The organism is Acinetobacter sp. AR2-3, from assembly GCF_001878775.1.
Lineage (GTDB): Bacteria > Pseudomonadota > Gammaproteobacteria > Pseudomonadales > Moraxellaceae > Acinetobacter > Acinetobacter lwoffii_D.
Genome location: NZ_MJIQ01000030.1, coordinates 15,294 through 39,292 on the forward strand (window position 1 = coordinate 15,294; position 23,999 = coordinate 39,292).

At 44.6% G+C, this 23,999-nt stretch carries 23 protein-coding genes and 1 pseudogene; 10 read left to right on the top strand and 14 right to left on the bottom strand.

Going from position 1 to position 23,999, the window contains the following annotated elements; all coding sequences use genetic code 11:
• Positions 1-57 precede the first annotated feature (57 nt).
• Positions 58-252: a heavy-metal-associated domain-containing protein gene (locus tag BFN00_RS04135; RefSeq protein WP_005100179.1), complete on the top strand. Its 195-nt coding sequence runs from the start codon at positions 58-60 to the stop codon at positions 250-252.
• 94 nt (positions 253-346) lie between these two features.
• Here BFN00_RS04135 and BFN00_RS04140 read toward each other — a convergent pair whose 3' ends face one another.
• Entirely contained in the window at positions 347-952 is a 606-nt protein-coding gene (locus BFN00_RS04140) for a TetR/AcrR family transcriptional regulator (RefSeq protein WP_071850556.1), read from the bottom strand.
• Between the two features lie 499 nt (positions 953-1,451).
• Here BFN00_RS04140 and BFN00_RS04145 point away from each other — a divergent pair, with 499 nt between their 5' ends.
• The 3 genes from BFN00_RS04145 to scpC all read left to right on the top strand — a co-directional run bounded on the left by BFN00_RS04145 (position 1,452) and on the right by scpC (position 6,099).
• Positions 1,452-3,233: an acyl-CoA dehydrogenase C-terminal domain-containing protein gene (locus BFN00_RS04145; protein WP_071850557.1), complete on the top strand. Its 1,782-nt coding sequence runs from the start codon at positions 1,452-1,454 to the stop codon at positions 3,231-3,233.
• Between the two features lie 83 nt (positions 3,234-3,316).
• A complete protein-coding gene (locus tag BFN00_RS04150) occupies positions 3,317-4,486 on the top strand; it encodes a thiolase family protein (RefSeq protein WP_071850571.1) in 1,170 nt (389 codons plus the stop codon).
• A 116-nt stretch (positions 4,487-4,602) separates the two neighbouring features.
• On the top strand, positions 4,603-6,099 hold the full coding sequence (scpC, locus tag BFN00_RS04155) for a succinyl-CoA:acetate CoA-transferase ScpC (RefSeq protein ID WP_071850558.1): 1,497 nt from the start codon (positions 4,603-4,605) through the stop codon (positions 6,097-6,099).
• Between the two features lie 97 nt (positions 6,100-6,196).
• Here scpC and BFN00_RS04160 read toward each other — a convergent pair whose 3' ends face one another.
• Positions 6,197-7,264: a zinc-binding metallopeptidase family protein gene (locus tag BFN00_RS04160; protein WP_004647052.1), complete on the bottom strand. Its 1,068-nt coding sequence runs from the start codon at positions 7,262-7,264 to the stop codon at positions 6,197-6,199.
• A 423-nt stretch (positions 7,265-7,687) separates the two neighbouring features.
• Between BFN00_RS04160 and BFN00_RS04165 the strand changes: the two genes are divergently transcribed.
• The 4 genes from BFN00_RS04165 (at position 7,688) to BFN00_RS04180 (ending at position 11,127) form a co-directional block, all read left to right on the top strand.
• Positions 7,688-8,131, top strand: coding sequence for a GNAT family N-acetyltransferase (locus tag BFN00_RS04165; RefSeq protein ID WP_071850559.1), 444 nt, complete (start codon positions 7,688-7,690; stop codon positions 8,129-8,131).
• Positions 8,132-8,429: 298 nt separating this feature from the next.
• Positions 8,430-9,314, top strand: coding sequence for a SphA family protein (locus tag BFN00_RS04170; RefSeq protein WP_071850560.1), 885 nt, complete (start codon positions 8,430-8,432; stop codon positions 9,312-9,314).
• Positions 9,315-9,348: 34 nt separating this feature from the next.
• Positions 9,349-9,852 carry an acetamidase/formamidase family protein gene (locus BFN00_RS04175; protein ID WP_143115416.1) on the top strand — a complete coding sequence of 168 codons (504 nt, stop codon included), beginning with the start codon at positions 9,349-9,351 and terminating at the stop codon, positions 9,850-9,852.
• Positions 9,853-10,239: 387 nt separating this feature from the next.
• Complete coding sequence (locus tag BFN00_RS04180) at positions 10,240-11,127, top strand: EamA family transporter (RefSeq protein ID WP_071850561.1); 888 nt, start codon at positions 10,240-10,242, stop codon at positions 11,125-11,127.
• Between the two features lie 74 nt (positions 11,128-11,201).
• Here the strand turns inward: BFN00_RS04180 and pcaD are convergent, their stop codons facing one another.
• The 12 genes from pcaD to BFN00_RS04240 all read right to left on the bottom strand — a co-directional run bounded on the left by pcaD (position 11,202) and on the right by BFN00_RS04240 (position 22,419).
• On the bottom strand, positions 11,202-11,981 hold the full coding sequence (gene pcaD / locus BFN00_RS04185; protein WP_071850562.1) for a 3-oxoadipate enol-lactonase: 780 nt from the start codon (positions 11,979-11,981) through the stop codon (positions 11,202-11,204).
• 93 nt (positions 11,982-12,074) lie between these two features.
• The gene (pcaF, locus tag BFN00_RS04190) at positions 12,075-13,280 is read right to left on the bottom strand and encodes a 3-oxoadipyl-CoA thiolase (RefSeq protein WP_071850563.1); all 1,206 of its coding nucleotides are present in this window, start codon (positions 13,278-13,280) and stop codon (positions 12,075-12,077) included.
• A 126-nt stretch (positions 13,281-13,406) separates the two neighbouring features.
• Positions 13,407-14,060, bottom strand: coding sequence for a 3-oxoacid CoA-transferase subunit B (locus BFN00_RS04195; protein WP_071850564.1), 654 nt, complete (start codon positions 14,058-14,060; stop codon positions 13,407-13,409).
• A gap of 19 nt (positions 14,061-14,079) precedes the next feature.
• The gene (locus tag BFN00_RS04200; RefSeq protein ID WP_004647044.1) at positions 14,080-14,751 is read right to left on the bottom strand and encodes a 3-oxoacid CoA-transferase subunit A; all 672 of its coding nucleotides are present in this window, start codon (positions 14,749-14,751) and stop codon (positions 14,080-14,082) included.
• Between the two features lie 37 nt (positions 14,752-14,788).
• Entirely contained in the window at positions 14,789-16,009 is a 1,221-nt protein-coding gene (gene benE / locus BFN00_RS04205) for a benzoate/H(+) symporter BenE (protein ID WP_071850565.1), read from the bottom strand.
• A 58-nt stretch (positions 16,010-16,067) separates the two neighbouring features.
• The gene (benD, locus tag BFN00_RS04210) at positions 16,068-16,853 is read right to left on the bottom strand and encodes a benzoate diol dehydrogenase BenD (protein ID WP_005106868.1); all 786 of its coding nucleotides are present in this window, start codon (positions 16,851-16,853) and stop codon (positions 16,068-16,070) included.
• A 17-nt stretch (positions 16,854-16,870) separates the two neighbouring features.
• Positions 16,871-17,887 (bottom strand): benzoate 1,2-dioxygenase electron transfer component BenC, encoded by a 1,017-nt coding sequence (benC, locus tag BFN00_RS04215; RefSeq protein WP_071850572.1) that lies wholly within the window; start codon positions 17,885-17,887, stop codon positions 16,871-16,873.
• 90 nt (positions 17,888-17,977) lie between these two features.
• Positions 17,978-18,469: a benzoate 1,2-dioxygenase small subunit gene (gene benB, locus BFN00_RS04220; RefSeq protein ID WP_005096959.1), complete on the bottom strand. Its 492-nt coding sequence runs from the start codon at positions 18,467-18,469 to the stop codon at positions 17,978-17,980.
• A complete protein-coding gene (benA, locus tag BFN00_RS04225; RefSeq protein ID WP_004647039.1) occupies positions 18,466-19,854 on the bottom strand; it encodes a benzoate 1,2-dioxygenase large subunit in 1,389 nt (462 codons plus the stop codon). Before benA ends, benB begins: the two co-directional genes overlap by 4 nt.
• A 71-nt stretch (positions 19,855-19,925) precedes the next feature.
• On the bottom strand, positions 19,926-20,846 hold the full coding sequence (gene catA, locus BFN00_RS04230) for a catechol 1,2-dioxygenase (protein ID WP_071850566.1): 921 nt from the start codon (positions 20,844-20,846) through the stop codon (positions 19,926-19,928).
• 159 nt (positions 20,847-21,005) lie between these two features.
• Complete coding sequence (gene catC, locus BFN00_RS04235) at positions 21,006-21,296, bottom strand: muconolactone Delta-isomerase (RefSeq protein ID WP_004647036.1); 291 nt, start codon at positions 21,294-21,296, stop codon at positions 21,006-21,008.
• A 13-nt stretch (positions 21,297-21,309) separates the two neighbouring features.
• The gene (locus tag BFN00_RS04240; protein WP_071850567.1) at positions 21,310-22,419 is read right to left on the bottom strand and encodes a muconate/chloromuconate family cycloisomerase; all 1,110 of its coding nucleotides are present in this window, start codon (positions 22,417-22,419) and stop codon (positions 21,310-21,312) included.
• 115 nt (positions 22,420-22,534) lie between these two features.
• On the opposite strand from BFN00_RS04240, the gene BFN00_RS04245 reads away from it, so the two are divergent.
• Positions 22,535-23,446 (top strand): LysR family transcriptional regulator, encoded by a 912-nt coding sequence (locus BFN00_RS04245; protein ID WP_071850568.1) that lies wholly within the window; start codon positions 22,535-22,537, stop codon positions 23,444-23,446.
• A 187-nt stretch (positions 23,447-23,633) separates the two neighbouring features.
• Positions 23,634-23,999: pseudogene (locus BFN00_RS04250) on the top strand (IS5-like element ISAba31 family transposase); the annotation flags it as partial.

A 23,999-nucleotide genomic window follows, 5' to 3' on the forward strand; every position in this document is an offset into this window, starting at 1 on the left:
GGTTAAATATAGTCTGCTGAATCCTATAAACTTTAAACCGATCCTATGGAGCTAAACATGAAATTCCGTATTGAAAACATGACCTGTGGTGGCTGCGCGCGCAGTGTCACGGCTACGATTAAAGATCTGGATGAAAATGCTACTGTGAATATTGATGTGGCGACTAAGCTGGTTGAAGTTGAATCGACAGTCAGTGAGTCTGAGATTGTTGCAGCTTTAACCGAAGATGGTTTCCCGCCTGTGGCAGCCTGATCGTTGTCGTGTTAGATCACTCTTAATGATCATATGAAATCATACAGCCAAATAAAAAATGCCTGATCGAATCAGGCATTTTTTATTTTAGTGATTATACCGATGAGATTTTATCTGGCGTCATCAGCGCCTGATTAATATACAGCTTAATCAGACGTTCACGTGACCCAATCGCTTTTTGGTAATTGGTCGAATTTAATAACAGCGAAGCGCCATAGGTGACTGTCCAGATATAAGACAAATAATCGCGAATCGACATGGCACTTTCTAAAGCCACCAGATAATCATGGGTGATGTCTTTAATCCGGATAATCCGTTCTTCACGAATACGATAAAGCTCCTGAAATAATTCTTTCAAATTTTTCTCGTTATTGGTTAAACGCTCTTCAATGACATGCAACAGGATGGTTCGGTTTGAATTGAGCATGTGATAGAGCATATATTGTGAAACATAATTTTTAATATCGTTATTATGCTTTTTTGATATTTCTAGAATTCTTTTTTCATTCAGAATAATCAGTTCTAAATATAACTGGTTCTTGCTTTTAAAATGTTTGTAGATGGTTCCTTTTGCGATGTCCAGTTCACTGGCCAGCTCACTCAGGGTAATGTCCTGATTATTATCCAGTAGCAGGTTTTCCGCCATGCTGAGGATCTTCTCTTTACGAAGAAGGAAGTTCTGCTGTCTTACAGTCGTCATCTTCTTGGTCCATACTTTTCGAAAAAGAACCTTTCAAGAATATGCAATTTTGCACGCGATGGCTATAAAACTAAGGTCGTGATATTTATCTCATTTTGTATATTTATGCAGCAACTGCTGACAAATAAAAATAGCGATGCTGAGCAGCCAGAAATATTGTCAAGAAAACTGAACCCTAGAGATCAACTTTGCTAAATAAAATTCCATTTTCAGTATAATTATTTTATTGTTTCAGCGCACGAAGCTAAATCCTTCGACTGTTTTAAGCCCATATTTATCCGGGTTTAGTACGGAAAGTAGATCAATATTAAGCTGGCATATTCAGTCACTTATACTGAACATGAAGACGTGATTGTCAAGGCAACTTTATGAATCTAGATATAGATTTAATACTGCAAGAATTGGATATCACGATTTTAAAATCGCCCGCTTGGATTCTAATGAAAATTAGAAAATATTTGGCAACAGGATTGAGTATCACCCTTTAAGGAATTTAAAAATGCCGATTTATAATGCGCCGCTAAAAGACATGGAATTTATTTTAAATGATGTATTCCAAGCTGAACAATTTTGGCAAGGTAATGAAAATCTTGCACATTTAGATATGGCGACGGCAAATGCAATTCTGGAAGAGATGGCCAAATTTTCTAAAAATGTCATTCTTGACCTGAATCGTCCTGCTGATGAAGAAGGTGGTGCTCAGTTTAAAAACGGTGAAGTGACGACACCAAAAGGTTTTAAAGAAGCTTTCAGACAGTTTGCCGAAGGTGGCTGGGTGGGCTTGGGTGCTCCTGAAGAATGGGGTGGGCAAAACATGCCGAAAATGCTCACGGTTCTGGCGGATGAAATGATCTGGAGCACCAATCCATCTTTCATGCTTTATCCACTACTCACTGTGGGTGCAGGTATGGCGATCAGTGACCGCGCCTCACAGGAACAGAAAGAAACTTATTTACCAAAATTCTATACGGGTGAATGGTCGGGCACTATGTGTCTGACTGAACCACATTCCGGCACAGATCTTGGCATTATCAAGACCAAAGCTGAACCGAATGAAGATGGTTCGTACAATATTACCGGTACCAAAATTTTTATTACCAGCGGTGAGCATGATCTGAGTGAAAATATCATTCATCTGGTGCTGGCAAAAACTCCGAATGCACCAGCAGGTTCACGTGGTATTTCATTATTTATTGTGCCGAAATTCCTGATCAATGCAGATGGATCACTGGGTGAGCGTAATGCAGTATCTGCCGGTTCAATCGAACATAAAATGGGAATTAAAGGCTCGGCGACCTGCGTCATGAACTTTGACGGCGCCAAGGGCTATATGGTTGGCAATGAAAATGAAGGTCTGGCCGGCATGTTCGTGATGATGAACTACGAACGTTTGTCTATGGGAATTCAGGGCATTGGTGCAGCAGAATTTGCCTACCAGAATGCGGCACAATATGCGACGGACCGTTTACAGGGCCGTGCATCAACTGGTGCAAAATCTCCAGAAAAACCAGCCGATTCAATTCTAGTCCATGGCGATGTACGCCGTATGCTGCTCAATGTACGTGCTAACAATGAAGCTTCACGTGCGTTTGCGGTGTATGTAGGTCAACAACTGGATATTACCAAATACTCAACCGACCCTGAAGCGGTGCGTAAAGCGACTGACCGTGTGGCGCTGTTAACGCCAATCGCCAAAGCTTATTTGACCGACAAGGCACTGGATTCTGCACTGGAAGCGCAAATGTGCTTCGGTGGTCATGGTTATATCCGTGAATGGGGCATGGAACAGTGTATTCGTGACCTGCGTATTTCACAGATTTATGAAGGCACCAATGGCGTGCAGGCGATTGACCTGATTGGGCGTAAAACCACCAAATGTAATGGGGCTTATATCGCGGAATATATTGCTGAAATCCGTGAATTTGCCCAAAATTTACATGATTCATTGACGATTAAAACGGCGACATTAGAAGCCTGCCAGCAACTTGAAGATATCACTAAATTCATCGTCGAGCAGTCTAAGCTGAACCCTGATTTTGCTAATTCGATTGCTGTCGATTATTTACATGCGGTTGGGCTGCTCAGCTTTGTCTATATGTATGCGCGGATTAGCAAAGCCGCCGCAGCCAAAGACGATAGTTACTTCCAGAACAAACTGGTACTGGCCAACTACTATGTTGCCAAAGTACTTCCGGATTTGAGTGCACGAATCCAGCGTATTCAGGCCGGTGCGGAACTGGTCATGCAATTGCCTGAAGCATATTTTACCGCACAGGCTTAACCCGCAATGATTGCGAAGGACCAGCCCTACAGTGCTTTGGCTATGTAGGGTTGATAACAATGATGAAAAAGGATGAAACTAAAATGATCGTAATTGTAGATGCAGTACGTACCGCGATGGGCAGTTTTCAAGGTTCATTGTCAAGCTGTACCGCGCCAGATTTGGGTGCTGTGGCAATTAAAGAAGTAGTGGCACGTGCAGGTCTGTCGGCCAATGATATTGATGAAGTGATTATGGGCTGCGTTCTTCCTGCTGGTTTAAAACAGGGTCCGGCACGTCAGGCCATGCGTCAGGCGGGTCTACCGGATTCCACGGGGGCGACCACGATTAATAAAATTTGTGGTTCTGGTATGAAAGCCGTGATGCAGGCAGCAGATGCGATCAAAGCCGGTTCAGCAGAGATTGTGGTGGCTGGCGGTATGGAGTCGATGTCGAACGCACCCTATTTGATGGACAAGGCACGTGCCGGATTCCGTATGGGGCATGGAAAGGTCATTGATCATATGTTCCAGGAAGGTCTGGAAGATGCGGAAACAGGCCTGTCGATGGGAATTCTTGCTCAGGAAATGGCGGATAAAAAAGGCTATACGCGTGAGCAGCAGGATGACTATGCGATTGGTTCCTTAAATAAAGCCGTGACGGCGGTGCAGCAAGGTTTCTTTAAAGATGAAATCGTACCGGTCACTGTCAGTAGCCGTAAAGGCGATGTGGTGGTGGAACAGGATGAACAGCCTTTAAATGCCAAGGTTGACAAAATTCCAACTCTGCGTCCAGCGTTCAAAAAAGACGGCACCATTACTGCGGCAAATGCCAGCTCCATTTCTGATGGTGCTTCGGCACTAGTCGTGACTTCTAGTGAAATTGCTGCACAGCGCAACTTAAAGCCGCTGGCTAATATTGTGGCCTATGCCAGCCATTCGCAGCATCCTTCAGAATTCACCATTGCACCAGTGGGTGCGATTGAAAAAGTCCTGAAAAAAACGGGTTGGGATGCTCAGGAGGTTGACCTTTGGGAAATCAACGAAGCGTTCGCCATGGTCACTATGTTAGCCATTGATGGCTTTAAACTTGATCCAGCAAAAGTGAACATTAATGGTGGTGCCTGTGCACTTGGTCATCCATTGGGTTCTTCTGGCTCTCGTATTATTGTGACCTTGATTCATGCCTTAAAACGTACGGGCGGCAAGAAAGGGATTGCGTCCTTATGTATCGGTGGTGGGGAAGCGACTGCGATTGCTGTGGAACTGGTCTAAGTTCATTCATTAGCCCATGCTTGGGCAGCAAAATTAATTATTGATTGATTTAGACGGTAATGCTCCTGGTTGGCCAGGAGCAAACGTCTCTTTATTTTATATTTTTGAGATTTTTTATGAACGGTTTAGAGCGCATTCGTTTGCTCCCATTACAAGATAAAGTAGTATCTGTAGAAAAAGCACTACAACTGATTCAAGACGGCGATGTAATTGGTTTAAGCGGTTTTGGTGGGGCAGGTGAAGCGAAAACTGTGCCTTTGGCATTGGCTGAATATGCACAGAAGCATCCAATCCATATTACCTTGGCGACAGGTGCCAGTCTGGGCAACCGGATTGATGGGAAACTCAATGAAGCAAACGTCATAACCCGCCGTTATCCTTATCAGGCAGACCCTTCTTTACGTAAAGCGATTAATGCGGGCGAAGTGATGTATGTCGATCAGCATCTTTCTGAACTGGCCGATAATATCCGTCATAAAAACCTGCCGGCAATTAATGTAGCTATAATTGCCGCAACGGCCATCACTGAAGACGGTCAGATTATTCCAACAGGCTCTTGCGGAAATTCTGCAAATTTCATCGAAATGGCAGACCGGGTCATTATTGAAATCGACACGACGATTAATCCTGTGCTGGAAGGCGTTCACGATATTTATTTGCCACAAGCCCGTCCAAATCGTGGTCCGATTCCTTTGACGCAAGCCAGTGATAAGATAGGTACAATCGGAATCCATGTTGCACCTGAAAAAATTGCTGCGATTGTCATCAACGAGATTCCGGATACTTCTTTCGCAATGGATGAGCCGGATGAAGAAACGCTGGCGATTGCCAGCCACTTAATTCAATTCTTTGAAAATGAAGTCGCCGCAGGACGTTTACCTGAAAATCTGGGACCGCTGCAGTCCGGAGTAGGTTCCGTGGCAAATGCAGTATTTGCAGGTTTTGAACATTCTAATTTCAATCATCTGGAAGTGTATTCTGAAGTCCTGCAAGATTGTACTTTCCAGCTTATCGATTCAGGCAAGATGACCTTTGCTTCCGGCTGTTCCATGACTCTGAGCGATGACTGTGCCGCACGGGTGATGAACAATTTTGATCAGTACAAAGATAAAATTGTCTTGCGTCCACAGGAACTTTCCAATAATCCCGAACTGATTCGCCGGCTTGGTATTATTGCGATTAATACTGCACTTGAGTTTGATATTTATGGAAATGTGAATTCAACCCATGTTACTGGTACCAAGATGATGAACGGTATTGGAGGTTCGGGAGATTTTACCCGTCATGCGCATATTGCCATCTTTGTGACCAAATCCTATGCTAAAGGTGGTGCAATTTCTTCAGTCGTTCCTCTGGTGAGCCATACTGACCATACCGATCATGACGTTGATATTCTGGTGACTGAGCAAGGCTTGGCAGATCTGCGTGGTTTGGCACCGCGTGAACGTGCCCGCAAGATCATTGATATCTGTGCTCATCCGCATTACCGCGAAAGCTTAAATCATTATTTTGAGCGTGCCTGTGCGCGTGGTGGCCAGACCCCGCATTTATTGAATGAAGCCTTGTCTTGGCATGCTCAATTTGAAGAAACCGGTTCAATGAAAATTGCTTGAAAACTTTTAATCGTATTGATCATAAAATAAAGCCCGTCGTATACGGGCTTTATTCATTTAATTTCATCCAGTTCTTATCGTTTAAACATCATTTGGATTATTTAAAAACTTTTTCCAGCACATGCCGGTGAATAAATCGTAACTTGTCTTTAACCGCTTCGCTCAGCTTGAACGGGTAGGCATCTTCCAGGCCCATACAACGGTTTAAGGCATTCAGATTAAAGGTCAAGGTAACCCAGTTTTCCAGAATATGTTCAAAATCCTGTCCACCAATCGGGCATTCTTTAAAATCCATGCTGGCCAGATAGCTGCCATTTCCTTCAACACGCATACCACCATAGTAAGCAGTTTCCAGTGTTTCCATCATATGCAGATAGTGCGCCCAGGTTTCTGCCCAGTCTTCCCAGGGATGGGCGGTAGCATAAGCACTGATGTACTTTTCCTGCCAGTTGATTGGCGCGCCTTCATTATAATGGCGTTCAAGTGCCTTGCCATAATCCTGCCGCTCATCGCCAAAATACTGACGGAATTCATCTAGCAATTCCGGATGCATATGTTGCATGAGCGCAAAATAATAATGGCCACTCTCGTGACGAAAATGACCCAATAAAGTCCGGTAGTTTTCACCCATATTCACGCGTGTGGTTTCACGATAAACCACATCGGCTTCAATTGCATTTAGGGTAATGACCCCATTGGCATGACCAATTAAAACAGGCTTATCTTCTTGGGGCAGTAGAAAATCAAAACGCAGACCAAATGGATCATCTTCAGACTTTTTAGGACGTGGCATCATGTTCATGCGCTGTGCCAAATACAGAAAACGGCGTTTGGCTTCTTCTAGCCGAAACCAGTAAATCAGGTTCTCGGAATTTTCCAGATCAGGAATGACATGAGTCAGCTGACAGGATTCACAAAATTCCTCGTCTTCATCGCTGGGGATCATCCAGTTGCATACCTGATAATTTACATAATTGTGACAGGGTTTATAACTGGCATGCTGGTAGTTCTTGGCGATTGGAACCCATCGCTCAGCACTCTGTTTTTCGAATGCACACAGCTCTTTTTCCGAAGCAATATAACCGATCGGTGACAGACAGTGATCACAAACTGATTTGTAAAAAAACAGCTGTTGCTTGCAGACGGCACATTCAAAATGTTTCATTAAACTCCCTGTAGGGAAGCGAACGACCTAAAATGCTAAAATGTTTATCGATGATGAACACCCAAAAAGGTTCAGAATGCCTACCTAAATTTCTTCCTGATAAAGAAACATCATAAAAATTTCATTGAAAATTCTATATGGATGAATTGTAAAGACAGGCTGCCTGATATTAAATGAAACATCAATTGAATCTTTGTTTTAATAAAAAAGTATATTTAAACAAGCTTTTAAATAAATAGGTTTTTTAAATAGAGTGAGTTGCCGTCTTAAAATACGGACAAGGCGTATTGAAGGATATTACCGAATATTCCGACCTGTTTTTGAATTTTGGGGAAGTCTATTCAAGAACAGCTAAAGCAGATAACTTTTAAGAAAAATAAATTTTTAACGTATACAACTTAATAAAGAGAAATTTAAAAAAACATGAAAATTAGAAAAGCCAATCTTCAGGATACTCGTGCCATTGTCGATGTGATTGCGCCCTTTGTCGATGCCGTGATCAGTTCAGAAGAAGGTCGCCAGCGCTTTCAGCCTGAGATGATCCAGACTATTTTCGAGCGTCCGGACATTCATTATTTTGTGGCAGAAATAGAGTATCAGGTGATAGGCGTCGTGGCTTATATGGAACCTGCACACTTCATGCATTTTTTCCTGAACCAAGTCTATCAGGGGCAGGGTTATGGCCGGCAAATGTGGCGCTTTTTAGAAAGCGAGATCCGCCGTCAAGGCCATTCAAGTATTACGGTAAAATCCAGTCTTTATGCCTTGGATATTTACAAGCGCTTTGGTTTTGTGGAAACGGGAAAATATACTGAAGAACATGGAATCCGCTTTATCCCGATGCGAAAGGATTATCCGGATTGTTAAAAGAAAAATGAAAGGCGATCAGGCATAATTTTATATTCCAAAATTTTCCAAAAATGGCTATTTTCTAACCATTTTATAGGTGGTTTCACCTATAACAATGTGCCGTTTACCTAAATTTTCTCCAGACAAACACCTAGAGTACTGCGCAGTTTCAGCTAGCTATCTCCAGGTTTTACCTATCTAAACACAGATTCGTCCTTATATTTCCCTGCCATGTTTCAGGTCTAGATTAAGTCATGCGCTTGAGGCTTCGAAAGCCCTGCAACTAAAGACTTTGAAGACTAGGGGAAAGCTGTAAATGCTAAGCAAATATCTGAAATCAGTGGTACTCACCACAAGCCTGATCAGCTGTGCACCGTTCGCATTTGCAGCTGAAAATGGCGGTAGTGCCTATCCGGATGGGACTGAAAGTTTCCTAGGGGGCGCAATGCTACCACCGGGCACCTATCTGGTGAGCTATAACCAGTTTTATTCAGCAGACAAATTCAAAAATAATCATCCGGTATTTGATGATTTCAAACTGGATACCTTTGCCACAGTCGCGCGTGGTGTGTATGTCAGTGACAAGACCTTTCTAGGTGCGACATGGGGTATGCACGCATTTCTGGTCTATGCCAATGCCGACATTACTTTGGGCGGTGGGCAAGATGAAAAAACTGCATTGGGTGATGTGATTATCGATCCATTTCTGCTGGGCTGGCACAACGGTGACTGGCATGTCGCAACGGGTGTCGATTTCTATATCCCAATCGGTTCATATAACAAAAACCGCCTCGCCAATATCGGGCGTAATTACTACACCATTCAACCGATTGTTTCTGCAACTTATCTGAACCAGCAAGGCATCGAAGTCAGCACCAAGTGGATGTATGACATCAACTTTGAAAATAAAGATACCAGTTATGAGTCGGGTAATGCCTTGCATGTGGATTACATCGTTGCCAAGCACATGGGACCTCTGGCAGTCGGTCTAGGTGGTTATGTGCATCGCCAGCTTGAAGGTGACTCCGGTGAAGGAGCCGTACTAGGCGATTTCAAGGCAAAAGCAGCCAGTATTGGTCCGCAAGTGTGCTACCAATTCGCTAAAGGCATCGCAGTTGCCGCCAAATACCAGAAAGAATTTGATGTGGAAAACCGGCCTGAGGGTCAGAAATTCGCACTTGATATCACAGTTCCATTTTAAACAGACAATTATTTAAAACTATAGGGGTAATACGATGAAGATTGAAAACCAAGACTATGCAGCAGGCAGTAATAATGCAGTGGACTATCTGCTGGTCAATGAATTTTCTGGCGGGATTGTCGGTCTTAGCCAGCGCATGCTCGGTTCACTGAAAAATGGCGGAACCTTAAAAACCGGTACGCCTCCGGGCTGTTGGGGTCCAATGATTACCCCTGCATTCCAGGGTGTTCATGAAGTGACATTGCCTGTGTTTATTGAAGGTACAGAAGTGGGTGACGCCGTTGCACTTAAAATCAAGAAAATGAAAGTGACCTTGATTGCGACGTCTTCAGGGGTCATGAGCTTTGTTGAAGGGCGTTACCACAGCGCCCCGTTTGTGGTGAAATACTGTAGCGCATGTGGTACAGAGCAGCCTGCAAGCTATGTCGAAGGCATTGGTGAAGATGCCATCCGTTGCAAAAACTGTGATGCAGAAGTCAGTATCATGCACAAAAATGGCATCACCCGCCTTATTAAAAATGGTCTGATAATAATTTAAACTGGTCATTCTCATTCCTTACCTGAGATAGCATCCGGCGATCTGGTACAGGGGATATTCGCCTTCAATGATGAATACCTGTTATTTTGTATTTCATACTGGAGCAAAGTAAAAAAGAGCTCAATTGCACTTCAGGTCTGATTGCATACTTTAAACATATAAAATAAATCCACATGACATCTATCAGCCTGGCTAGGCTTGATAAGCAAAATTAGTACCATTTTCATGTTTTTAGATCGCTATCAGATCATATTGTATTCAGTTAGCCGACTCGTTCCTTAATATAAGCCAAACTTTCCGCTATCGGCCAGCATCCTATTTTTAATTAGTCAGCGCTTTTGTTAAGGCATAGAATTATTTCACTTTTGTAGTAATAGCGATCAGTAGATGGCATTCAGCTGGATTTTTTTCACTTTAATTGCTGCATTTATGCAGGCTTGGCGCAACGCCTTTCAAAAACAGCTCAGCACCACGGTCGATGTGTGGGGAGTCACCCTGGCACGCTTTATTTTCGGTTTGCCATTCGCTGTGCTTTACCTGAGCAGCCTGTATTATTTCAAGCCAGTTGAAAGTGTGATTCACTTCACGCCCAAGTTCTGGGTCTATGTGGTGATTGCGGGTTGCAGTCAGATTTTAGCTACGGCGCTGATGGTACAACTGTTCAAGCAAAAAAATTATGCCGTTGGGGTGGGGCTGGCGAAAAGTGAAGCCATTCTTGCAGCCATTATTGGCGTGACCTTTTTAGCAGATCATTTGTCATTTTTGGCCTGGATTGGTGTGGCGCTGGGCGGATATGCGGTATTTTTATTGAGTAAAGGCCAACAGGTCAGCGGGTTTTCAGCGAGAACATTGGCGATCGGGATTGGCAGTGGATTAAGTTTTGCCATTACCTCGCTTCTGGTACGCGAAGCCAGTCTGGAATTAAGCACTTTACCAACCTTGCATCGTGCGGCCTGGGTGTTGTTAATGGTGATCAGTTTTCAGTGTATTAGTATGCTGCTTTATCTCAGCATATTCAGTCGCCAGACTTTAGTGGCCATGTGGCAGCGTCTGGGCTTAACTTTTAAGGTGAGTGTGTGCAGTTTTATGGCATCACTCGGCTGGTTTACTGCCATGAGCATGATGAGTGTGCCGGTCGTGAAAACCTTAGGACAAATTGAGATTCTGTTTAGTATGCTGATTTCGGCATATTTCTTTAAAGATAAACTGGCACGTGCGGAGCATTGGGGACTAGGCTTGGTAGTGATTGCGGCGATTCTAGTAATCTGGGCCTGATGCAGCACTAATTTTTTAAATCTAAGTATAAAAAAGCCACTGATCAACAGTGGCTTTTTCTTTGCATTTATTGTTTAAGCTGCGATAAATTTCTGAACCGCCTGATTAAAGGCCTCAGGTTGTTCCACATTGGAAATGTGCGAGGCATTGATTTCAAACAACTGGCTTTGTGCAATTTCAGCTTGCATGGCTTGACCATCTGCAACAGTCGTTACGGGGTCTTGCTGACCGGCCACAATCAGTACCGGCACTGAAATCGTTTTGATCTGTTCACGTAAATCCGCCTTAGCCAAAGCTTCGCAACAACTTGCATAACCTTCCGGGCTGCCAGCTCCAAGGTCGTTTGAAAGTTCTGCAACTGTCGCTGCGTTGCTTTGGATAAAGGGTTCGGTAAACCAGCGTGATGCTGCAGTTGATGCAATCGGTGCCAGACCTTGTTCACGCACCAACGCGGCACGTTCCAGCCAGGCTTGTTCCTGACCAATCTTGGCAGCAGTATTGCAAATAATCACGTGGCTAAAACGTTCAGGCTTGTTAATCGCTAACCATTGACCGGTTAAACCGCCCATCGAGATACCACAGAAAGCGGCTTTCTGGATGTTCAGGTGATCCAGCAGATTCACTACATCCTGTCCTAGCTGGTCCAGGCTATACGGACCTTGTGGTGCAGAGGAAGCGCCATGACCACGAGTGTCATAGCAAATGACAAAATAGTCTTGCTGGAAAAATTCAATTTGTGGTTGCCACATGCTGAATTTAGTACCCAATGAATTAGAAAAAACCAGGGCAGGTTTGCTGGCATCACCAAAGGTCTGGTAATTGATCTGGGCATCGTTGGATGTAAATGTTGGCATTGAAATCCCTCCCGACCTCCCTTTCTTGCATTTGATTCAAAGCAGTACTTTGAATCTACATTCAGGGAGGAGGTTTATCTTTTTAATAGGTTGTTAGACGCGTTCAATAATCAAAGCGATGCCTTGACCGACACCAATACACATTGAACAAAGACCGTATTTACCGCCAGTTTGTTCCAGCTGGTTGAGTGCGGTTGTGACTAAGCGTGCGCCAGATGCACCAAGTGGATGGCCCAAAGCAATTGCACCACCATTCGGATTGACTTTCTCTGAACCATCTTCAATGCCAAGGTCACGAGTACAAGCCAAAGCTTGTGCTGCAAAAGCTTCATTCAGCTCGATCACATCCATCTGCTCTAAAGTCAGACCGGTTTGCGCCAGTAATTTCTTAATGGCAGGTGCTGGACCAAAGCCCATGATACGTGGTTCAACACCAACGACGGTTGAACCAATAATTTTGGCACGTGGTTTTAAGCCATGTTGAGCAATTGCTTCATCAGACGCGATCAACAGGGCAGCTGCACCATCGTTAATCCCTGAAGCATTACCCGCCGTTACCGTCCCCTCTGCTTTCACCACAGGCTTCAGTTTTGCCAGAGCTTCTGCAGTGGTAGATGCACGTGGATGTTCATCAGTATACACAACGATCGGCTCGCCTTTACGCTGCGGAATCACCACAGGAATGATTTCATTTTTATAGAAACCTTTGGCCTGCGCTGCTGCAGTACGTTGCTGGCTGGTCAGGGCAAACTGATCCTGGTCTGCACGGTTGATGTTGAACTGCTCCGCCAGATTTTCAGCGGTTTGCGGCATGGTTTCCACACCGTACATTTCTTTCAGTTTCGGGTTGATGAAACGCCAGCCCATGGTGGTGTCTTCAATCTTTTGGCTACGGCCATACGCCGTTTCTGACTTGCCCATCACGAATGGGGCACGCGACATGCTTTCTACACCGCCGGCAATGATCAGATTGGCTTCACCGGCTTTAATCGCACGTGCTGCCATTGCGATTGCATCCATTGATGAACCACATAGGCGATTTACGGTCGTTGCTGGAACCTGATAAGGCAGGCCTGCAAGCAGCGAAGACATGCGACCGACGTTACGGTTATCTTCACCGGCCTGGTTGGCACAGCCATAGATCACATCATCGACCTGTTCCCAGTTCACCGATGGATTACGTTCTATTAAGGCTTTGATTGGAAGTGCACCTAAGTCATCTGCACGGACAGGCGCGAGGCCACCGGCATAACGGCCGAATGGGGTACGGATGGCATCGATAATATATGCGTTTTTCATGTTTTTACTTTCCAAATCTTTGAATCCCTCCCAACCTCCCTTTACTAAAGGGAGGCGTTTTTCCCGGAATTTAAAGGGTGAAAGTCCCTCCTTTAATAAAGGAGGGATTTAGGGAGGATTTATGAATTAGTTTTGAGTCGCATCAATCAGCTTGGCGCCAGTCAATGACTGCAATTCTTCGAATGACAGACCTTCGACTTTCTCAATCACTTTCATGCCTTCGCTGGTGATATCAATCACACACAGGTCGGTATAGATACGATCCACACATTTCAAACCAGTCGCCGGATAAGACAGTTCAGCCACAATTTTTGGCTCGCCTTTCTTCGTGACGTGATCGGTGGTGATGAAAACTTTCTTGGCACCCACAGCCAAATCCATTGCACCGCCCACAGCCGGAATCGCATCCGGTGCGCCAGTATGCCAGTTGGCCAGATCACCATTTTCAGCAATCTGGAAGGCACCCAATACCGCGATGTCTAAATGACCGCCACGCATCATCGCGAAGGAATCACCATGATGGAAGAATGAACCCCCTTCCAGTAAGGTTACGAATTCTTTACCAGCATTGATCAGCTCTGGATCACGGTTTTCTTCAGCAGGAGGAGGACCAAAAGCCAACAGGCCATTTTCAGAATGCAGGAATACATCTTTATCTGAAGGCAGGTAGCTGGAAATTTTGGTTGGCAAGCCGATGCCCAGGTTGACATAAGCACCATCAGGAATGTCTTGTGCCACACGTTCAGCGATCTGGTCACGGGTCAGTTTGCTATAGCTCATTATTTATCTCCGATGCCAATTATTGTGCAGGTTTAACTTGAACAACGTGTTGAACAAAAATTCCCGGGGTGATGATGTGTTCCGGATCCAGTGCACCCAGTTCAACCACTTCAGAAACTTGAGCAATCGTCACATCAGCCGCCATCGCCATGATCGGGCCAAAGTTACGCGCAGATTTACGGTAGACCAGATTGCCCCAACGATCGCCTTTAGAAGCTTTAATTAAAGCAAAGTCAGCTTTAATCGGATTTTCCAGGACAAAATCTTTGCCTTCATAGTTCAAGGTTGGTTTGCCTTCAGCCAGCAAGGTACCAAAACCGGTTGGGGTATAGATTGGACCTAAGCCCATACCTGCTGCCTGAATACGGCAAGCCAGATTACCTTGCGGCACCAGTTCCAGCTCAATTTTTCCAGCACGATAAAGTTCGTCAAAGACCCAGGAATCAGACTGGCGTGGGAAAGAGCAAATGATTTTACGAACAGCGCCCGCTTTAAGCAGTTTTGCCAGACCATAATCGCCATTACCGGCATTGTTGTTGACAATAATCAGGTCTTTAATACCCAATTCGATCAGACCATCAATCAGTTCAGCAGGCTGACCCGCTGTACCGAAACCACCGATCATAATGGTAGAACCGTCCTTGATCTGGGAGAGTGCTTCTTTCAATGATAATGAACTTTTATCTATCATAATCTGGTCCTTACATATCCTAAACTGATGGATGTCTTTAAACTCGTTTTGAATCTGATGCTGTAACCGGAACTGCGTTACGGTCTTTCTGTGACAGCAGAAAATGTGCTACCAGGCCAATGCAAATTCCCCAAAAGACTGAACTCAGCCCCAAGAAATGCATGCCGGAAGCAGTCGCTAAAAAGGTGATCAGTGCTGCATCACGTTGCGACTCTTTGCCCATAGCCACGGAAATGTTGGTGGCAATCGCACCCAGTAATGCCAGTCCTGCCAAAGCCGCAATTAATTCCTTCGGCATCAGGCTAAACAGCATGACAATGCTGCCGGCAAATAAGCCGCCTAAAATATAAAAAAGCCCATTCGCCACACCAGCGATATAACGCTTTTCTTTCAGTTCGTGTGCGTCTTTGCCTAAACACAATGCAGCCGTGATCGAAGCCAATACAATCGTGATACCACCTACACAGGCCACTGCAAGCGAGGCAATACTGGTCGCACTAATGATCGGCTTGGCTGGCATGTCATAACCACTGAGTTTGATAATGGCCATTCCCGGTAAAAACTGACCAGACAGGCTGACCAGAATCAGGGGGAGGGCCAGATTCAGGGTTGAACTCCAGGTCCATTCCGGTGCAATAAATTGCGGAATTGCCAGACTAAAATCTGCCGTGACCGGGTTAATCTTGCCCAGTAACATACTTAAAACCACACCGGCAACCAGTACCCAGACCATGGCATAGCGTGGACTGAAACGCTTGGCCAGCAAAAATACCGCCAGCATGCCAAAGACGATATAGGGCATGGTATCGGTCGCGGTAAACAGCCCTAAACCAAACTGCAATAAGATCCCTGCCATCATTCCGGCAGCGACTTCCTGAGGAATCCAGGACAGCAATTTATCAAAATAACCGGTGATCCCAATGAAAAAAATCACCACGGCAGAGGTGATATAGGCAGCAACCGCTTCATTGAGCGAAATATCGGGAAACAGCGTGACTAATAAAGCTGTTCCGGGTGCAGACCAGGCGGTAACGACAGGTATTTTGTATTTAATCGATAAAAAGATACCTGCGAGTGCGGCACCAATAGAAATTCCCCAAATCCATGAAATCATCATGTCCGGGGAAACCTGGGCTTGCTGTGCCGCCTGGAAAAAAATGATCAGTGGCCCTGAATAGGAAATCAGCACTGCTAAGAATCCTGCAACAGTTGCTGAAATTGACCAATCATTTTTTAATGTCTGAAACAGGATGTTCATTGGTGATGTGCCTCCTTGCGTCGAACCATGAGCCTGTTAAAAATCGTGATGATCAGGACTAGCCCTGATCTCCACCACCGACCGGTACCACTGTACCTGTCATATAAGATGATTCATCGGAAGCCAGGAATACAATTGCATTCACTTGCTCCTGAATCGTACCGTAGCGTCCCATAAACGTACGGTCAATGGTCTGATCAACCACTTGCTGCATCCATTCCTTTTCAGATTCAGTCAGTGGATTGGCATTGCGCGGTACTTTACGGGGTGGTGCTTCAGTACCACCCGTCGCGATTGCATTGACACGGATACCATCTTTGGCATGTTCAAAGGCGAGGGAAGCGGTCAGGCCGTTCACACCACCTTTCGATGCCGAATATGGCACACGGTTAATGCCGCGTGTCGCAATAGAAGATACGTTTACAATGGTACCTTTCTGATTTTTAATCATTTCCGGAAGTACTGCACGGCAGCACCACAGCGTCGGGAACAATGAACGGTTCACTTCCTTGATAATTTCCTCTTCAGAAAATTCTTCGAAAGGTTTCATCCAGATCGCGCCACCCACGTTGTTGATTAACGCATCGACACGGCCATAGGTTTCTAGCGCTTTTTCAACGACTGACTGGGCACCAGCAAACGTTTCCAGATTGGCTTTCACGGTAATCGCATCACCGCCAGTCGCTTCAATTTCAGCCAGAACTTCTTCCACATAAGGGGAAAGGTCAGCCATGACGACTTGAGCGCCTTCGCTCGCCACTTGCAGCGCGACACCGCGACCGATGCCTTGCGCGGCACCAGTCACAATTACGACTTTATTTTCAAATCTTTGACGATTAGACATTGAACAAATTCCCTCTATTAGTTGGCAGAGAATTTTTCAAACAGGAAGCTTGCAGGTTTTACGCCTTCAGCATCCAGCCAGCCGCGAACCGCTTCAACCATTGGTACAGGGCCACACAGGTAGACATCTACATCACCGCCATTTAGCCATTCGTTTTCGATATGACCGGTCACATAGCCTTGACGCTCATGTGCAGATTCCGGATTTGCTACTACAGTGCGGTATTCGAACCACGGGAATTTTTCTTGCAGTTCGTTCAGTTTTTCAATGGCAACCAAGTCGAAATCATTGGTCACACCAAATACTAAACGCACTGGGTGTTCTGAACCTTTTTCTTCCAGCACTTGCAGCATTGACATGAATGGTGCAATACCTGTACCACCCGCCAGCATCAAGACAGGACGGGTCACAGGGCGCAGGTAGAAGCTACCAAATGGACCGGTAAAAGTCATCTTGTCGCCAGCTTTGGCATTTTTACTTAAGAATTCACTCATTTTGCCGTTCGGTACGTTACGTACTACGAAACCGGTCAAACGGTCACTCGGTTTTGAGCTAAATGAATATGAACGGGTTTCGGTCGTACCTGGAATACCGACATTGACATATTGACCTGCCAGGAAGTGAATGTCTGGTTGACCTTCATCTAACTGGATATCAAAAGTAATAGTCGAGTCAGACAGGTTTTCTACACGCGCCAGCGTACCCTGGAATTCATGAATTTCAGTTTTGCAGACTTCTGAAGAGGCTTGAATCTGGAAAACTGAATCTGAAGTCGGTTTACACTGACAAGCCAGAATAAAGCCTTCAGCGGCTTCTTCAGGTGTTAAAGCATCTTCAATATAAGTTTCTTCAGGCATGTCATAAGAACCTGATTCACAAAACGCACGACACGTTCCACAAGCACCATCACGGCAGTCCAAAGGAATATTGATCTTTTGACGGTAGGCTGCATCTGACAGTGTTTCACCATCTGAAACAGAAATAAAACGTGTAACGCCATCTTCAAATTGAAGTGCAACATTGTGGTTTGACATGGCTGAATATCCTATATAAATCTTTGTAACTGAGCCTTTCAGCCAATTTTCCATCTGACCGAAAGGCATAACCTAGCTGTATAAACAGTCTTAGAGGTGATAAATGTCGATAACCTGGTTGATGTAATCGTTTTTCAGTACCACATATTTGCTTAAAATTTGCGGTTTATCGCCTGAGAAATCGATTTCATAACGAGACATACCGAAGTAGCTGTAACTTGTTTTGTAACGGAAGCTCAAAGTATTCCAGTTAAAACGTACAGTCACTTTGTCGCCATCACGTTCAACAATTTCAATATTGCTGAGGTTATGGCAGGTACGTGTATCCGGCATGGTTGCAGATGAACGTTCAGTCTTGATACGGAACACGCGGTCTTCTAAACCTTGACGGTCTGGATAGTAAATCAACGAGATTTCAGACTGTGGATCTGTGGTCAGTTTGTCATCATCATCCCAGGCTGGCATCCAGAAAGACGCAGTAGGGGCATAACAGGTTAACCAGTCATCCCATTGTTCATCATCTAAAAAGCGGGCTTCTTGATACAGGAACTGAGCAATATTTTCTAAAGTGATGTCGCTCATGCGTTTTCTCCTTCAGTTGATGCTGCAATTTCTTTCTCAGTCGCAATACCTTTTTTGATCAATTCTAACCAGTACTGGTGCTGAGACAGGTATAGACCTTCATCTTCAGTTTTAATACCAGACAGTTTTGGTTTTAAACCGATTTCATTGGCAGCATCATCCGGACCTTGAATCCAGTGTTTAGAACCACGGCACATGTCGTTCCATTCCAGTGCGATACCAGCATAACCTGCTTGACAAGCACGGAATTCTTCAAGGTCGTCTGGTGTCGCCATACCTGAAGCGTTAAAGAAATCTTCATACTGACGGATACGACGGGTACGCGCTTCAGGCTCTTCACCCACAGGCGCGATACAGTAAATCGTCACTTCAGTCTTATCGACAGAAATCGGGCGTAGGACACGAATTTGTGAACCGAACTGATCCATGAAGTAAACGTTTGGATAGATACACAGGTTACGTGAACGTTCGATCATCCACTTCGCCATGGCTTCGCCATATTGCGCAGTGTATTCATCTTTCTTGGCAAAGTTAGGACGGTCTTCCGGGTTAGCCCATTGAGTCCAAAGCAGCATGTGACCGTGTTCAAAGCCGTAAGAACCACCGCCTTGTTTGCCCCATGCACCTGCGCTCATCGCACGGATGTTGTCGCCAGCTTCTTTTTCTTTACGTTGCTGAGTCGTTGCAGCATAGTTCCAGTGTACAGCAGACACGTGATAACCATCAGCACCGTTTTCAGCAGTCAACTTCCAGTTACCTTCATAGGTATAAGTCGAAGAACCACGTAAAACTTCCAGACCTTGCTCAGACTGATCCACGATCATGTCAATGATTTTAGTCGCTTCACCCAGGTATTCTTCCAGAGAAGGAACATCCGGATTCAAGCTGCCGAACAGGAAACCTTTATAGTTTTCAAAACGGGCAACCTTTTTCAGGTCATGTGAGCCGTCTTTGTTAAAGCAGTCTGAATAACCCGCTTCAGCCGGATCTTTGACTTTTAATAACTTACCTGAGTTATTAAACGTCCAGCCATGGAATGGGCAAGTATAAGTTGCTTTATTGCCTTTCTTGTTACGGCACAATTGTGCACCGCGATGCGAACAGGCATTGATCATGGCATTCAGTTCACCTTGACGGTTACGTGCAATGATGATCGGCTGACGACCCATATAGGTAGTATAGAAGTCGTTATTGTTTGGAATCTGGCTTTCATGTGCTAGATAAACCCAGTTGCCTTCAAAGATGTATTTCATCTCAAGGTCAAACAGGGCCTGGTCTGTAAATACTGAACGGTGTAGTTTAAATTCACCAGATTCATAATCATCAACCAGTAATTCGTCAATGCGGTCTAAATGGCTGGTGTTAATTACGGGAATACGAGGCATGTCCTTTCTCCGACTTTCCAAGGGGGAAGTCAGCGGGATATATCTCAAGGCATATCCCGCTTCTTAATGTATTAAGCGCTAGCGCGGCGACGATCAACTTCAGTAGAAGGTGCGTCTTGTTTCTCTTTCACGAGTTCAATATCAAATTGAATGTGTTTGAAAGGACCGTTTAGACCACGTTTTGCAATTTCAGCTTCATCAGTCACGTCAACCGCAATTGCAACCAAGCCTTCACGAGTAGCGAATGCAAAGTCATCCCACAGGTATTGGTCGCCTTCAATATTGAATTGAGTAGTCAGCTTGCGGTAACCCGGTGCAGATACGAAGTAATGTACGTGCGATGGACGGTTACCGTGACGGCCTAACTTGTCCAGTACAAACTGAGTTGTACCTTCTGGAGGGCAGCCATAACCCACTGGCATTGTAGTCAATGCAGTATATTGACCATCGGCAGCAGTAATGATGCTGCGACGCAGGTTAAAGTCAGACTGTGACTTGTCAAAGAATGAGTAGTTGCCCAGGCTGTTTGCATGCCAGATTTCAACTTTGGCACCTTCAACACGGTTGCCATCAGTATCAGTCACTGTACCTTCAATGATCAGCGTCGGGATTTTACCTTCTTCAGAACCATCATCCATACGTGCAAAGCTTACAGTTTCAGGTGCGCCAGCTACATAAAGTGGACCTTCAATCGTACGTGGCGTACCGCCCGTAATGCCTGCTTTAGCATCCGCTTCATCAGCACGTAAGTCTAGGTAATGCTCCAGACCCAAACCTGCAGCCAATAAACCTAATTCGTTCGCTTGACCGGCATCAGTAAAGTATTCCAGGCCTTTCCACAGTTCTGACTGAGAAATATCAAGATCTTCGATCGCTTGGAAAAGGTCGCCCAATAAACGCACAACAACTTGTTGTACACGTTCATCTACAGGACCTGTCGCTGTATCAACGTTCATTTGCTTAACTAATGCATCAATTTCTTGGCGATTCATACTATTGCTCCTAAAGTATGTCTTTCATCTTTTTGTGGCGCACTTTTTTAGCTTTCATTGGCTGGCTAAATCTTGCTGGCCACAATCCTTGTTGAATTACCCTCTGGTATTGCTTGCTGGGAAGGGAATAATGTTATTCCCATTTCCCAAAACTCTTACTTAACTGTCGTCATCTCGAACTGAAGATGGGTGACGATTTAATGCCATTACTTCAATGTTCATATAAGGATAGAGAGGCAAGCCTTGTAGCAGGTTGTGCAACTCTTCATTGCTTTCAACATCAAAAATACTGATGTTTGAGTACTGGCCAGTGATGCGCCAGATATGACGCCATTTGCCTTGACGCTGCAATTCCTGTGAATAAGCCTTTTCAACAGCCTTAATTTCGTTTGCCTGTTCAACTGGCAGATCACGTGGAATGTTTACATCCATACGTACGTGGAAAAGCATGGGTTTCTCCTAATTACTGACGACGCAAGTTGTCAATCTTGTTTTCATCCAACTCAATCCCCAGACCTGGTCCTTTCGGAATCTCAAGTTCAAAGTTTTGATAGTTGAGCGGGGTTTTCAAAATATCTTCAGTCAGCAGTAGAGGACCAAACAGCTCGGTACCGAACGCCAGACTTTCAAAAGTAGAGAACACGTGTGCCGAAGCAATCGTGCCCACCGGGCCTTCCAGCATGGTGCCGCCATACAGGTCAATACCTGCAAGTTTGGCAATCTTGCCTACTTCACAACCTTCAATCAGACCACCTGATTGGGCAACTTTGACTGCAAAAACAGATGAACCGTTTTGTTTGGCAATCTCATACGCCGAGTGCGGGCCCATTAACGATTCGTCTGCCATGATGGCAACATCAAAACGTCGGGTCAGACGGCGCATGGCATCCAGGTTATCAATTGCACATGGCTGTTCGATCAGATCAACACCGCCATCTTGTAATAACTGAATGCCTTTAATCGCTTCCAGTTCTGACCAGGCACGGTTCACATCGACACGGATCGAAACGTCTTTGCCTAAGGCTTTCTTAATTGCCAGCACATGTTCAACATCTTCTTCTACCGGACGCGAACCGATTTTGAGTTTGAAAATGTTGTGACGTTTTGCCGCAACCATTTTCTCTGCTTCTGCAATATCTTTTTCGGTATTGCCAGAAGCCAATACCCAAAGAACTGGAATACTGTCACGTAAGCGGCCACCGAGGACTTCGCTTAATGGCAAACCTAAACGTTGTGCCTGAATGTCTAAAAGTGCAGTCTGAATCGCACATTTGGCAAAACGGTTACCATTAATATTCTTTTTAATTGCTTGTAATGTCTGTGCAACATTTAAACCTGATAATGTTTTTAAAAGAGGCGCAAAATAAGTTTCAATATTAACTTTTACGCTTTCCGGGCTTTCATCACCATAACCTAAGCCACCGATAGTTGTTGCTTCACCCCAACCGACGTAACCATCTTCAGTGGTGATTTTGACCAATACCAGGGTCTGGGTTTGCATCGTCGCCACTGCCATCTTGTGAGGGCGAATGGTTGGAATTTCTACCAGCAAGGTTTCAACTGACTTATACATAATACGGGTTCACATTCTTGCTTTAATGCTTTGACTTGATATACCTTAAAAGAATAATGTTGATTGGTCTAAGATCGATTTAGCATTTTTTTATACTTTAAAGGTATTTAGAGCCATGGAACTCAGACATTTGCGTTACTTCGTTGCCGTCGTCGAAGAACAAAGTTTTACCAAAGCGGCAGAAAAACTGTTTATTGCTCAACCACCTTTGAGCCGACAGATCCAAAATCTGGAGCAAGAGCTCGATATTCAGCTCTTTGAAAGAGGGAGCAGACCGCTTAAGACCACCGAAGCCGGTCAATTTTTCTATCAGCACGCTGTTAAACTTTTGTCTAATGCTGAAGAAATAAAATCGATGACCAAACGTATTGGCATTGCTGATCGCACCATAACCATCGGTTTTGTTGGCTCTTTATTGTTTGGTTTGCTGTCACGGATTTTATTTTTATTTAAGCAGCAGCATCCTTATCTCAAAATCGAGATGATGGAAATGAATACCTATGAACAGATTCAGGCGCTGAAAGAAGGAAGAATTGATGTCGGTTTCGGCCGTTTAAGAATTTCGGATCCTGCGATAAAACGCGTGTTATTGCGTGAAGAACGCCTAGTGGTGGCAGCTCATTCAAGTCATGTACTGGCTCATCGTGAAAATATATATTTATCTGAACTGGTCGATCAGCATCTGTTCTTATATCCGAATACTGGAAAGGCAAATTTCTCTACCCAGGTTCGTGGCATATTTTCTGAGTATGGTCTTGAACCGAAAAATATCCGGATTGTCCGTGAGTTACAGCTGGCACTGGGCTTTGTCGCTGCCGGAGAAGGCGTCTGCATCGTACCGGAAAGCGCACAAAACATTAAATTAGCCCATCTCAACTTTGTACCTCTAGCAGATGCTTTTGCGGTGAGTCCTGTCTTTATGGCCATGCGCAATATGGATGAAAGCGAATACATCCGTTACCTGTTTGATGCTGTGTATCAAGTCTATGATCTTGAAGCGCTAAAATACGATCGATCGGTATTTTAATCGCTAAAAATCGTGTGAATGATATAGCACTAAAAACCTATGAGGACGCTATAAAAACAACCTGTTTTACAAAACATCATGATTGAATAATATATTTATTAATTAATTAGGGTGTGTTGACACTTTTAGCTTAAAAAAATAGCGAAGTAGTAAAATCAAATCGCCAAACCCAATGTTACTATTCGCTATGCCTCGTACCATGCTGACAGATCAACACTGGCAAAAGTTGAAAGTTATTCTGCGTAATTTATCCATTCACCACAACTCAAATTTACGCAATTTTATTGAAGCTATTCTCTATAGAATTAGAACAGGCTGTCCGTGGCGAGATATTCCTTCCTGTTTTGGTCATTCAAACTCTATTTTCAAACGTTTTAATCGTTGGTCAAGCAGCGGTAAGTTACTTAGATTATTCAAATTACTAGCCTCATGCCCCGATATGGAGTGGATTTTTATTGATGGCTCTCATGTACGTGCTCATCAACATTCTGCCGGCATAGCGAATCAATCTATTTCTAAAAGTGTAGGAGGAAACTCCTCAAAAATACATTTG